This window comes from Saccharopolyspora antimicrobica (assembly GCF_003635025.1).
Lineage (GTDB): Bacteria > Actinomycetota > Actinomycetes > Mycobacteriales > Pseudonocardiaceae > Saccharopolyspora > Saccharopolyspora antimicrobica.
This window is the reverse complement of sequence record NZ_RBXX01000002.1, coordinates 4,483,897-4,495,974: the sequence shown is the minus strand read 5'-3', so window position 1 is coordinate 4,495,974 and position 12,078 is coordinate 4,483,897. Positions and strand designations below refer to the sequence as shown.

Below are 12,078 nucleotides of genomic sequence, written 5' to 3'. Positions count from 1 at the left end.
GCCGTCTGCTCGCCGCTCAACGGTGTCCTCCTCGTGTCTGCGCCCGGGAGCCGGGCCCGCTGCGCGCACCGCGCGCGCGGGTGTCCCCGCCTCCCCGGCGTGTTGCCGCCGCGCCGGAGCCCTTCGCTCCCGGTCGGCTTCGTGGGGTGGGTCGTGCCGGACGACGCTTGGCCGGCGGCCGGTACGGCGCCGGGGTGGGCAGCCGCAGCAGCTTGCCGACCCTGCCCGGTCCCAAAGACCGTAGCGCGGCGATCGCCTCGGGTTCGTGCCGGGCGAAGTTCGCGAGCAGGCCGAACACCAGCATGCTGGTCACCACCGACGATCCGCCGGAGGAGATCAGCGGCAGCGGCAGCCCGGTGGTGGGCAGCAGGCCCACCACGTAGCCGACGTTGATGATCGCCTGGCCGACCAGGAAGGTGGTCAGCGTCGCCGACACCAGCCGGATCCACGGGTCGGTGTTGCGGAACGCGATGCGCATGCCCACGTAGGCGGTGGTGCCGTAGAGCGCCAGCACGATCGCGCAGCCGACGAACCCGAGCTCCTCGCCGATCACCGCGAAGATGAAGTCGTTGTGCACGTTGGGCAGGTACTGCCACTTCGACCAGCCCTGCCCCAGCCCGCGGCCGAACAGCCCGCCGTCGGCCAGCGCGAACAGCGCCTGCCGGGCCTGGAAGCCGTTGCCGGTCGGGTCGGACATCGGGTCCATGAACGCGGTGATCCGCGCCATCCGGTAGTCGGCGACCATGGCCAGCGTCACACCGGCGGTCACCGCGCCCAGCAGCGCCATCAGGAACAGCCGCAGCGGCGCCCCGGCGAACCACAGCAGTGCCAGCAGCACCACGAACAGCGTGATCGTCGAACCGAGGTCGGGCTGCAGCATCACCAGCGTGAACATCAGCAGCGCGGCGGGTACCACCGGCACCAGCAGGTGGCGGTACTGGTTCATCAGGCCGCGCTTGGTGACCAGCACGTGCGCGCCCCACAGCGCGAAGGAGACCTTGGCGAACTCCACCGGCTGGAAGGACACCCCGGCCACGATGAACCAGCTCTGCGCGCCGTTGACGTTGGCTCCGAGCGGGGTGAGCACCAGTGCCAGCAGGCCCAGGCAGATGGTGAGCAGGATCAGGCTGTAGCGGCGCATCAGCTTCACCGGCACCCGCAGCGCCGCGTAGAAAAGCACCAGCCCGGCGATGCAGAAGAGCACCTGCTTGGTGAAGACCGTGTAGGACGAACCGTCCTTGTTGAACGAGTCGACGCTGGAAGCCGAAAGCACCATCACCAGGCCGAAGACCGTCAGCAGGCCGAAGACCGCCAGCAGCAGGTGGAACGACGCCAGCGGCCGGGTCAGCCACGCGGTCAGCGGGGACAGCACGGTCAGGCCGGCTCGCTTCCGCGCGCCGCGCGCGGTCTTGGTGGCGGTGGGCACAGCGGATCACCCGCCGTGCGCGGGCGCCGTCGGGGTTTCGGCGAGGACTTCGCGCACCGCGTCGGCGAAAGCGCGGCCCCGGTGGGCGTAATCGGTGAACATGTCCATCGAGGCGGCGGCCGGGGCGAGCAGCACCACCGAACCCGGGCTCGCGAACTCGTGGGCCGACCGGACAGCTTGCAGCATGCCCGCATCGTCCCCCGCCGACACCTCGCGGACCGGCACATCCGGGGCGTGTCGGGCCAGTGCGGCGGCGAACTGCGCCCGGTCCCGGCCGATCAGCACCGCGGCGGTGAGCCGGTCGGCGTTGGCGGCGACGAGCTCGTCCACCTCCGCGCCCTTGAGCAGGCCGCCCGCGATCCACACCACGCGGGGGTGCGCGCGCAGGGCGGCGTCGGCGGCGTGCGGGTTGGTCGCCTTCGAGTCGTCCACATAGGACACACCGGCGGCTTCGGCCACCGGCACCGACCGGTGGGCACCGGGCTGGAACGCCCGCAAGCCCTCGGCCACCGCACCCGGCTGCACCCCGTGGGCGCGCGCGAGCGCGGCCGCTGCCAGCGCGTTGGCGACGTTGTGCGGGCCCGCCGGGTGCACATCGGCCAGCGACGCGAGCACCACCCGGTCGCCGAAGGCCCGGTCGACCAGCTGCCCGTTCTCGACGCCGAGCTGGTCCTGCTCCGGAGCGCCGAGTGTGAAGGAGACCGTCCGCCCGTCCGCCGCGGCGACCAGCCGGGTCGACCACTCGTCGTCGGCGTTGGCCACCGAAACCGCGTTGCCCGCGTAGATCTTGGCCTTGGCGGTGCCGTAGGACTCCAGGTCGCCGTGCCAGTCCAGGTGATCGGCGGCCAGGTTGAGCACGACCGCGGCGTGCGGCTCGACCGACTCCGACCAGTGCAGCTGGAAGCTGGACAGCTCCACGGCCAGCACCGCGTGCCCGGCGCGGACCGCGTCGACCACCGGCAGCCCGACGTTGCCGCAGGCCACCACGTCGACCCCGGCCGCGCGCAGCACCGCCTCCAGCATGCTGACCGTGGTGGTCTTGCCGTTGGTGCCGGTGACCGCGAGCCAGGTGGCCGGGTTCTCGGCCTCCCGGTCCAGCCGCCAGGCCAGCTCGACCTCGCCGATCACCTCGACGCCGGCGGCGGTGGCGGCCGCCAGCAGCGGCGCGTCCGGCCGCCAGCCCGGGCTGGTGACCACCAGATCGGTGCCGGGCGGCGGCTCGGCCAGCCCGGCCACCAGCTCCGCGCCCTGCGACTGCAACGAGGCCAGGGCGGCGAGCCGATCGGCGGAGCCGTCGGTGACGGTCACCGACGCGCCCGCCGCGAGCAGCGCCTCGGCGGCCGAGCGTCCGGACACCCCGGCCCCGGCCACCAGCACCTGCAATCCCTGGAACCGGCTTGCCACCACGCCGTCGTCTCCCCATCTCATCAGTCCGCCACCCGGACCCGCGCCGGGTCACCACCCTGCCGCCCGGAAATCCGCGATTTCAATGGAAATCAGGTCTTCGATTTCAATGGAAGTTGCGCACCGTCGGCGTGTCGCGCGTCCGACACGCCGACGGAGTGTCCGGGTTTACGCGATTTCAATGGAAATCAGACATCCGATTTCCATTGAAATCGCATCACACCCGACACCACTACCGGGCCAGGGCGAGCCAGTCCGCGTAGAACAGGCCGACGCCGAACATGCAGCTGATCCCGGCGAGCACCCAGAAGCGGATGATCACCGTGGTCTCCGCCCAGCCGGCCAGCTCGAAGTGGTGGTGGAACGGCGCCATCCGGAACAACCTGCGCCGGGTGGTCCGGAACACCACGATCTGCAGCACCACCGACAGCGCCTCGACCACGAACACACCACCGATGATGATCATCAGCAGCTCGGTGCGGGTGACCATCGACAGCCCGGCGACCAGGCCGCCGAGCGCCAGCGAACCGGTGTCGCCCATGAAGATCTTCGCCGGCGCCGCGTTCCACCACAGGAACCCGACGCAGGCCGCCATCGCCGCCGCCGCGACCACCGCGATGTCCAGCGGGTCGCGCACCGTGTAGCAGCCCGGTGCCGGGCCGGAGACGGCGAAGCAGTCGTTGCGCAGCTGCCAGAACGACACCAGCACGTAGGTGGCCAGCACCATCGCCGCGGTGCCGCCGGCCAGGCCGTCCATGCCGTCGGTGAAGTTGACCGCGTTGGACCAGCCGCTGATCGCCACGTAGGCGAAGATCACGAACCCGATCACGCCGAAGGAGATCACCGAGATGTCGCGCAGGAACGACAGTTCCGTGGACGCGGGCGTCACGCCGTTCTCGTTCGGGAACCGGATGGCCAGGATCGCGAACAGCACCGCGGCCACCAGCTGGCCGACCAGCTTCGCGGTCTTGTTCAGCCCGAGGTTGCGCTGCTTGCGGATCTTGATGAAGTCGTCCAGGAACCCGACGATGCCCAGCGCGGTGGTCAGGCCCAGCACCAGCAACCCGGTGACGGTGGGCTGATCGCCCATGATCAGGTGGGTGGCCAGGTAGCCGCACCACATGGCGACCAGGATCGCCACCCCGCCCATGGTCGGGGTGCCGCGCTTGGCCGCGTGCTGGCTCTGCACCTCTTCGCGGATCTCCTGGCCGAAGCCCTGCCTGGAGAAGACCCGGATCAGGTACGGGGTGAACAGGATCGAGATGACGAGGGCGACCGCGGCCGCCACCAGGATCGGCTTCACGCCGTCTCCCCTCCCGTCAGCAAGGCGTCGGCGACCCGCCACAACCCTGCGGAGTTCGACGCCTTGGTCAGGACAACGTCACCGGGACGCAGCTCGGCGCGCAGCAGCGCGACAGCCGCATCGACGTCCGGCACCAGAACCGACTCCTCTCCCCACGAACCCTCCAGCGTTGCCGCCTGGTGCATCGCCTGGGCCTGTTCGCCGACCACCACCAGCCGGTCGATGTTCAGCCGGACGGCCAGCCGCCCGATCTCGTCGTGCGCCTCGACATCGGCCTCGCCGAGCTCGGCCATCGGCCCGAGCACCGCCCAGGCCCGGCCGGGACGGCCGCGGGTCATCGCGGCCAGCGTCTTCAGCGCGGCGCGCACCGACTCCGGGTTCGCGTTGTACGCGTCGTTGACGACGGTGACGCCGTCGGAGGTCTCGCTGACCTCCATGCGCCGCGCGGACACCCGCCGCACCGAGCTCAGCCGCTCGGCGACCTCGTCGATAGTCGCGCCGAGCTCCAGCGCGACCGCCGCGGCGGCCAGCGCGTTGCCGACGTGGTGCTCGCCGAACAGCGGCAGCGTCACCCGCGCCGAGCCCTCGGCGGTGACCAGCGTGAACGTCGGCCGCGCCTGCTCGTCGACCTCGATGTCCTCGGCCCGCACGTGCGCGTCGGGGCGCTCCCCGACCAGCACCACGCGCGCCTTGGTCCGCTCGGCCATCGCCGCGACCAGCGGGTCGTCGCCGTTGAGCACTGCGACGCCGTCCGCGGGCAGCGACTCGGGCAGCTCGCCCTTGGCCTGCGCCACCGCCTCCTGCGAGCCGAACTCGCCGAGGTGCGCGTGCCCGACGTTGAGCACCACGCCGATGCGCGGCGGCGCGACCTGGCACAGGTTCGCGATGTGCCCGACGCCGCGCGCGGAGAGCTCCAGCACCAGGTGCTTGGTCCGCTCGTCGGCGCGCAGCACGGTCCACGGGTGCCCGAGCTCGTTGTTGAACGAGCCGGGCGGCGCGACCGTCGGCCCCATCGGTTCCAGCAGCTGCGCGATCAAGTCCTTGGTGGACGTCTTGCCGGACGAGCCCGTCACGCCGACCACGGCGAGCTGCGGCAACCGGTCGACCACGTACCGGGCCAGCTTCGCCAGCCCGGCCAGCACCGCGGCACCGGAGCCGTCGGCGTCGCCGGCCAGCGCCAGCGCGCCCGAGCGCTCCGCGGCGGGGATGGGCGGCACGAGCACCGCCGGTGCCTCGACCTCGCGCGCGGCGAGGACGCCGACCGCACCGTCGGCCACCGCCCGCGCGGCGAAGTCGTGCCCGTCGACCCGTTCGCCCGGCACGGCCACGAACAGCCCGCCGGTCTCGATCTTGCGGGAGTCGAACTCGACGCCCGCGCTGACGATCTCCGAGCCTTCCGCACGATGAAGCCCGCCGCCCACCGCACGCGCGATGTCAGCGAGGCTGAGCCGGATCAACTTGCCTCCACTCCGTCTTGCGGGTCACCCGCACCCGGTCGGCTTGCGCGAACGCGACTGACGCGCCCGCTACGCCTCTTCGTTGACCTGCCCCCGACGAACATCGGTCCCTTCTGGGTCCCTAAGCCTATGGCGGAGCGCGGCGGCCAGTTCCTCCCGGTCGGAGAACGGGTGCACCACGCCCGCGACCTCCTGCCCGGTCTCGTGGCCCTTGCCTGCGACGACCACGATGTCGCCGGACCCGGCGCGCTCGACCGCCGCGGCGATGGCCGCGCGCCGGTCGCCGATCTCGATCACCTCGCCGCGCTCGCCCGCGGGCACCTCCTCGGCGCCGGCCAGCATGGCGGCCCGGATCTCGGCGGGATCCTCGGTGCGCGGGTTGTCGTCGGTGACGATCAGCAGCTCGGAGCGCCGGGCGGCGGCCTCGCCCATCAGCGGCCGCTTCGCGGTGTCGCGGTCGCCGCCGCAGCCCAGCACGACGATCACGTCGCCGTCGACCTGCGCGCGCGCCGCGTCGAGCACCGCGGCGACCGCGCCGGGCTTGTGCGAGTAGTCGACGACGGCGGTGAAGTCCTGCCCGAGCGCGACCCGCTCCATCCGGCCGGGCACGTCGACCTCGGCCAGCCCGCGCTCGATGGCCCAGGTCGGCACGCCCGCCGCGTGCAGGGCGCCGATGGCCAGCAGCGCGTTGGCGACGTTGAACGGGCCGGGCAGCCGCAGCCGGACGTGCAGCTTGAGCTCGTCGGGGCCGTGCGCGGTGAAGGTCTGCTCACCGGTGGCGAAGGCCTGCACGTCGGTGGCCGACCAGCTCGCGCTGCCCTCGGTGGACACCGTGACCGTGCCGTCCTTGACCAGCCGGCGGCCCCACTCGCCGTCGACGCAGACCACCTCGTGCTCGGCGCGGCCGTCGAACAGCAGCGCCTTGGCCTGGAAGTAGTCCTCCATGTCCCGGTGGAAGTCCAGGTGGTCCTGGGAGAGGTTGGTGAAGGCCCCGACGGCGAACCGGGTGCCGGACACCCGGCCCATGGCCAGCGCGTGGCTGGAGACCTCCATCGGCACGAACGTGACCCCGTGCTCGACCATGACCGCGAGCAGCGCCTGCAGGTCGGGAGCTTCCGGAGTGGTGAACGCGCTGTCCAGCCGCTCCCCGGCGATGCGGGTCTCGACGGTGCCGACCAGCCCGGTGCAGAACCCGGCGGCCTGCAGCGCGGACTCCAGCAGGTAGGACGTGGTGGTCTTGCCCGAGGTCCCGGTGACGCCGAGGATCTTGAGCTTGCTCGACGGGTCACCGTAGATCAGCGCCGAAGCGGTCCCGAGCACGCCGCGCGGATCGTCGTGCACGAGCACGGACACGCTGCCGTCGAGGACCGCCGGGTGCTCGGCGAGCCCGGCACGGTCGACGCCGGCCTGATCGGTGAGCACCGCCACAGCGCCTGCCTCGATCGCGCCCTGCGCGAAGTCGGCACCGTGCACGCGAGTGCCGGGCAGGGCGGCGAACAGATCGCCGGGCCGGACGTGCTGAGCACGCAGCGTCGCCCCGGACACCGGCACTGGATCAGCGCTGCGACCAGGGACGCGAAGGACTCGCGCGCCGACGGAATCGGCGAGTTTCTCGATCTCCACCGGCTCCACGTGGGAAGGGCGCGGCGGAGCTGTGGCAACCGCGGAAGGCACGTCGCGACAGGCTACCGGTACCCCCTGAGCCCGCATCCCGATGGTCACCCGCGCCACCGGCCCAACGACCGCTGGACCGAACAGCGCAACCACCGCTCATCCGCGCATCGACGCTGCGCAGGTGCAGTAGAACTCCCCTGACTCGAAATTCCAGGGGGAGGAATGTCGCCAGATTTCGGCGCGGACCCGGCGCAGGCCGCCCGCGCGATCCGCGCGTGGGCGCAAGGCCTGCAGGAGAAGGCGAACCGGGTCGCGGCGATGCAGCAGGAGATCGCCCGCATCCGCATCACCGAACGAAGCCGCTCGGTGACGGTGACCATCGACGCCGAAGGAATCCCGGTCGACGTTCGGTTCGCGGATCAGCGAACGTCCGGAGCGGAGCTGAGCGCCGAGTTCATGGCGGTCCTCCGCCGAGCCCAGTCGCGCATCGCGGACCAGGTGACGGAAACCACCCGCACCACGCTCGGCGACCAGAACCCGACGACCGCGAAAGCGGTGACGGCCAACTACCGCCAACGCTTCCCGGCAGAGGCACCGCCACCGCCGACCGGACCTGCGTCCCCACCGCCGGGGTCGACGGCTCCGGCATCACCGCCACCCGGGCCGACGGCCGCACCCGCTCCGCCGCCAACCGCTCCGGCTGCGCCGCGACCACCCGAGCCGCCAACGCAAGCCGGTCCGGCGCAGGCCCACGGCCCGCACGACGACGGCGACTTCAGCGACGAGACGTTCCTGCACTGAGGGGGATCAATGGCAGGGGGATTCCAGATCCCGCCGGACCAGCTGCGCGCGCACGCGGGTCGGCTCGACTCCCACGCCGCAGCGCTCGGCCAGACCGCCGACGCCGGGCGCAGCGTTCAGCTCGACACGGACGCCTATGGGCTGATCTGCCAGTTCCTGCCGCCTGCGCTGAACACCGCGAGCGACATCGTGCTGCAGTCCACATCGGCAGCGCACGACGCGATAGCGGCGTTGTCGACCTCGCTCCGCGACGCCGTCGCGGACCACGAGGCGACCGACGCCGAGATCGCCGTCGCCCTGGACCGCATCGCCGACGAGCTCGGCGGATGAGCCGGTGAGCGACAACCCGCTGGTAGCCCAGCCGCAGTTTCCATGAAGTCGGACGTTTTCTGGGATGTCGAGCGCGACCCGGCTTTCGTTTACGGCCCCAGGATCGCCGACAGGGCCTCCAGGCCGGTGCCGAGGATGGCGTAAAGGAGACAAGGTCATCCTCGATACACACCACATGAACGGTGATGCGCCAGAATTCATGACCAGAATAGTCGAGGAAAACGGGTGGGGGGGGATCGTGTCCTCTGGTATCCATGATTGGCGACCTCGCCGCTGGCCCAGCAATCCCGAGGTCTCCGAGGATCTCCGCAAGTGGCTCGCCGGGGAAGCACACGAGCTCTTCTACGCGCTGGATGCCGACCTGCGCGGCGCCGACCTCACAGGTGGCGATCTCACCGGAGCCTGGCTCACGGGAAGCAACTTCACGGAAACAGTTCTGCGCGAAGCGGTTCTCATCGACACCGAGTGCACCGAGGCCCGCTTCACCAGAGCAGATCTCAGCAACGCGAACTTGGCAAAATCAAGCGCGGACAGGGCGAACTTCGTCGGATCAACGCTCACCAGTGCCAACCTGGCAAAAATCTCAGCCATGGGAGCCAACTTTCATGGAGCGAATCTCAGCGACGCGACCCTCTCAGCATCTCTGCTCGCCGAAGCCGATTTCAGCGAGGCCAATCTGGCCAGATGCAGGCTAGGCAGCAGCTCACTGTGCAATGCTGTTCTCTCACACACCGCACTTGATGGTGCCACCGGCAAAATCCTCGGCCCCGTAGTCGTTGAAACATCTCCGCGCAGAATCACTCTGGACGGCGCCGAACTGGAGCGCTGGTTTCGCAGTCGAGGTGCGGACATCATCGTTCAACGGGCCGATCACGAGAACACGGCGGAGGACAGCTCAACTCCATCGGGTTACCTGCAGATTCTCGCTCCCACCTTCCAGCCTCTCGTTACAGCATCAACCGCGATCCACGTCGACCTGCCTCACTCGCAGGTGAACCAATGGTTCCGGCAGCTGGGCCGGGGCCCTGGGCAGGCGGTGGAGGTCGACGTCCGCAACGTGCCGTCCGCCCAAGCACTCGCCCACGCCATCTCTCCCGGTTCAAGCACTCTCACCGAAGCGATCTCTCAGGTTCCGGCGAAAGCACTGCTGCTCACCAAGGTCGAGCAGCTCGGAGTGAAGAACCGTCCGGCCCTCACCGAGCTGCTGCACGCTCCGCCTGCCGCGCTCGCCGCTCGCAAGGCCAACAACGCACCGATCCACATCGGACTCGTCGACCTCTCCTCGGCCAAAGCCGACATCGTCCTCGCCGAACTCCAGAACGCCCCAGCCGAAGGCATCGACGAACCCGTCACCGTCTACGACTACCCCGCCATGCCGTGAGCAGCCGATGAGTGGAACTACCTGATTCCGCCTGTATTTCCGGAAAAGTGGTTGCCGGGGTGATCGAGGTTCGCCAGCCTGGGCCGGTCGAGATCACCGACTCCGGGGGGATGCTGATGCGGCTGAGCTGGGAAGGGCAGGATCGCTACTACGCGGTCGACGCCGATCTGGACCGTTCGGACTTCACCGAAGCCAAGCTCGACGACGCGTGGTTCCTGTGGAGCGACCTCACCGGCTCCGTGCTGCGCGGCGCATCGCTCCGCTCTTCCGAATGCTCGGAAGCCCTGTTCGCCGACTGCGACCTGACGGACGCGAAGTTCACCGGGGCGAGCCTGGACCAGGCGGATTTCACCAGAGCCCGCTTGACCGGCGCCGATCTGCATCTCGCCTCGGCGACGGATGCGAAGTTCCAGGGCGCCGTGCTCACCGGAGCCGTTCTGGCGAAGGCCGCACTGAACCGCGCGGACTTCGCCAACGCCGACCTGCGCGATAGCGAGTTCCACCAGACGAGGCTGATCGGTGCGAACCTCTCCGGCGCCCAGGTTTCCGGGTCCATCGGGTCGATCACCGGGCCCGTGGCCGTTCGCGACTCTCATCGAACGGTGCTCCTCGACGGCCCCGCGCTCGAGGAGTGGTTCCGACGCCACGGTGCGCAGATCGCTGTCCATGCCGCCTACGCGCCGCTTTCGGAGTCGGAGCACCGCACCGACTCCCAGCTCCGGTGGAAGCAGAAGCAGAACAGCGTCCTGCAGATCAGGATGCTGATCGACTGGGAGGCGGACCCGTTCTGGATCAGCGAGCGACCCGAGCCGACATCGCGCCCGGCCCCGGCGGCCGACCTGCGCGAGTACTGCGACATCCCAGACGAGCTCGTCGAGCAGATCGACGAGTGGCACCGCGAATGGACGAACTTGCTCAACTGGGCAGACCCGCTCGCGACCGAATTCCCCAGCCCTGAAGCCGAAGCCGACTGGGAAAGGCGCGAGCGGGAGTTCGCCGAACTCATCGCCCCGCTCCTCGCACCCCACATCCGGTTCGAATGCTCAGGAAAGGTCCTGAACAGCGGTTTTCCCGGGCTGTGGGATGCAGCCTGGGATCGGGCCAAGCGCGGCTTCTAGCCCCTTCCTGGCCCGGGTTCATCGGCTGTTCAGGTCAACTTCCTGGTGTTCGGCAGGGGTTGATCGCTAGCGTGTCCCTCCTGGATGTTGCCGATCAACGAATTCCAGGAGGTTCTCGTGAACATCCGACGGATCGCGCGATTAGCCGGCGCCTGCGGTGTCGGTGCGGCGCTGGCCCTCGCCCCGCTCGCCGCCCCGGCCGTGCTCGCCGAGCCCGCTCCGCAGGCAGTTCAGGTCGCCGCCGCCCCCGGCGACGGCACCCCGCAGGGCGCCATCGAGTGGTACAAGGCCCGCATCGGCGACAGCTCCCTCGAGGGCTACTGCGAGATGGCCGCCGAGAACGCCTACGGCACCACCGGTGTCTGGCCGTCCGCCATCGCGCACTGGAACGGCGCGGTCAGCGCGGGCAAGGCCCACACCGACGGTTCCACGCCGCCCAAGGGCGCGTTCGTCTACTGGAACATCAGCCAGTACGGCCACGTCGGCATCGCCGACGGCAACGGCGGCTTCTACGCCACCAGCGTCGGAGGCGCGATCGGCCACGCCGACGACGTCTCCTACTACAACAACTACCTCGGCTGGAGCGACCCCCAGGTCCCCGGCCGCGGCTGACCTCGAACTCGCTCACCGGACTGAAGACGGCGCGGGGAGCGCTCGCCACCAAAGCCGAGTCTCCCCGCAGTCGCTCTACCAGTGGAGATGCCGACGCGCTTCCGCAGCGAATCGCGGCAGCCCGCAACGCGTTCCGAAATGCGCCAAGAGGGCGTCAACGGATTGAGGTGGCTTGCGGTAGGCCGCAACCTGCCGATGCAAACCGTCCAGAGTCCGCCGCGGATAGAGGTAGAGCTGGTCGAGCAGGAAGTCGTCGGGATGAACGGCCTCGATGTTGTAGTCGACGAGTGCCGAGCGGGGAAAATCCTTGACGTTGTAGGTCACGATCACCGCGGCACCCCGCGAACGGCGGCGGCCAGCACATGCCGGTCCTTCTCGTCGCAGGTCATCTTGCTGGTCAGCGCTTCGTAGCCAGCGATCTCGGCACTGGGGAACACTCGTCGCATGTTCGCGATGCGTCGCTCGATGGCGCGTTCACCGACGACCTCTGCGACATTGCGACGCAGCTCGTCGAGAATCCCACCGCTCCGCAACGGCCGGTAGGTGCCGGACAAGGCCAAGCGCAACAAGGTGTCGCAGAGGTATTGCGGGAACAGGACGCAGGTATCGAGCAGTGCGGGGTATGCGGCCAC

General features: G+C 69.9%; 12 protein-coding genes. 5 read left to right on the top strand and 7 right to left on the bottom strand.

Annotated features, from left to right (window positions below; all coding sequences use genetic code 11):
* Nucleotides 1-16: 16 nt before the first annotated feature.
* The 5 genes from ftsW to ATL45_RS21860 all read right to left on the bottom strand — a co-directional run bounded on the left by ftsW (nt 17) and on the right by ATL45_RS21860 (nt 7,300).
* Nucleotides 17-1,426, bottom strand: coding sequence for a putative lipid II flippase FtsW (ftsW, locus tag ATL45_RS21880; protein WP_093160600.1), 1,410 nt, complete (start codon nt 1,424-1,426; stop codon nt 17-19).
* A gap of 6 nt (nt 1,427-1,432) precedes the next feature.
* Entirely contained in the window at nt 1,433-2,854 is a 1,422-nt protein-coding gene (murD, locus tag ATL45_RS21875; RefSeq protein ID WP_093160597.1) for a UDP-N-acetylmuramoyl-L-alanine--D-glutamate ligase, read from the bottom strand.
* 208 nt (nt 2,855-3,062) lie between these two features.
* The gene (gene mraY / locus ATL45_RS21870) at nt 3,063-4,133 is read right to left on the bottom strand and encodes a phospho-N-acetylmuramoyl-pentapeptide-transferase (RefSeq protein ID WP_093160595.1); all 1,071 of its coding nucleotides are present in this window, start codon (nt 4,131-4,133) and stop codon (nt 3,063-3,065) included.
* The gene (locus ATL45_RS21865) at nt 4,130-5,590 is read right to left on the bottom strand and encodes a UDP-N-acetylmuramoyl-tripeptide--D-alanyl-D-alanine ligase (protein ID WP_093160593.1); all 1,461 of its coding nucleotides are present in this window, start codon (nt 5,588-5,590) and stop codon (nt 4,130-4,132) included. The genes mraY and ATL45_RS21865 overlap by 4 nt, the downstream gene beginning before the upstream one ends.
* A gap of 69 nt (nt 5,591-5,659) precedes the next feature.
* Nucleotides 5,660-7,300: a UDP-N-acetylmuramoyl-L-alanyl-D-glutamate--2,6-diaminopimelate ligase gene (locus ATL45_RS21860; RefSeq protein WP_093160657.1), complete on the bottom strand. Its 1,641-nt coding sequence runs from the start codon at nt 7,298-7,300 to the stop codon at nt 5,660-5,662.
* Nucleotides 7,301-7,426: 126 nt separating this feature from the next.
* On the opposite strand from ATL45_RS21860, the gene ATL45_RS21855 reads away from it, so the two are divergent.
* The 5 genes from ATL45_RS21855 to ATL45_RS21835 all read left to right on the top strand — a co-directional run bounded on the left by ATL45_RS21855 (nt 7,427) and on the right by ATL45_RS21835 (nt 11,446).
* Nucleotides 7,427-8,005 carry a YbaB/EbfC family nucleoid-associated protein gene (locus ATL45_RS21855; RefSeq protein WP_093160590.1) on the top strand — a complete coding sequence of 193 codons (579 nt, stop codon included), beginning with the start codon at nt 7,427-7,429 and terminating at the stop codon, nt 8,003-8,005.
* Between the two features lie 9 nt (nt 8,006-8,014).
* Nucleotides 8,015-8,335, top strand: a complete 321-nt coding sequence (locus ATL45_RS21850; RefSeq protein ID WP_093160588.1) for a type VII secretion target — start codon at nt 8,015-8,017, stop codon at nt 8,333-8,335.
* A 175-nt stretch (nt 8,336-8,510) separates the two neighbouring features.
* A complete protein-coding gene (locus ATL45_RS21845) occupies nt 8,511-9,716 on the top strand; it encodes a pentapeptide repeat-containing protein (RefSeq protein WP_170210308.1) in 1,206 nt (401 codons plus the stop codon).
* A gap of 59 nt (nt 9,717-9,775) precedes the next feature.
* Nucleotides 9,776-10,834 (top strand): pentapeptide repeat-containing protein, encoded by a 1,059-nt coding sequence (locus tag ATL45_RS21840; protein ID WP_093160584.1) that lies wholly within the window; start codon nt 9,776-9,778, stop codon nt 10,832-10,834.
* An 84-nt stretch (nt 10,835-10,918) separates the two neighbouring features.
* The gene (locus ATL45_RS21835; RefSeq protein WP_093160581.1) at nt 10,919-11,446 is read left to right on the top strand and encodes a CHAP domain-containing protein; all 528 of its coding nucleotides are present in this window, start codon (nt 10,919-10,921) and stop codon (nt 11,444-11,446) included.
* 75 nt (nt 11,447-11,521) lie between these two features.
* Here ATL45_RS21835 and ATL45_RS39710 read toward each other — a convergent pair whose 3' ends face one another.
* Complete coding sequence (locus ATL45_RS39710; protein ID WP_246025475.1) at nt 11,522-11,776, bottom strand: VapC50 family PIN domain-containing toxin; 255 nt, start codon at nt 11,774-11,776, stop codon at nt 11,522-11,524.
* Nucleotides 11,773-12,078 carry a PIN domain-containing protein gene (locus tag ATL45_RS39705; RefSeq protein WP_246025474.1) on the bottom strand — a complete coding sequence of 102 codons (306 nt, stop codon included), beginning with the start codon at nt 12,076-12,078 and terminating at the stop codon, nt 11,773-11,775. Before ATL45_RS39705 ends, ATL45_RS39710 begins: the two co-directional genes overlap by 4 nt.

Coding starts and splice junctions, on each gene's coding strand:
- ATL45_RS21855 (WP_093160590.1), top strand. CDS start 7,427: ATGTCGCCAGATTTCGGCGCGGACCCGGCGCAGGCCGCCCGCGCGATC.
- ATL45_RS21835 (WP_093160581.1), top strand. CDS start 10,919: ATGTTGCCGATCAACGAATTCCAGGAGGTTCTCGTGAACATCCGACGG.
- ATL45_RS21845 (WP_170210308.1), top strand. CDS start 8,511: ATGAACGGTGATGCGCCAGAATTCATGACCAGAATAGTCGAGGAAAAC.
- ATL45_RS21850 (WP_093160588.1), top strand. CDS start 8,015: ATGGCAGGGGGATTCCAGATCCCGCCGGACCAGCTGCGCGCGCACGCG.
- ATL45_RS21860 (WP_093160657.1), bottom strand. CDS start 7,300: ATGCGGGCTCAGGGGGTACCGGTAGCCTGTCGCGACGTGCCTTCCGCG.
- murD (WP_093160597.1), bottom strand. CDS start 2,854: ATGAGATGGGGAGACGACGGCGTGGTGGCAAGCCGGTTCCAGGGATTG.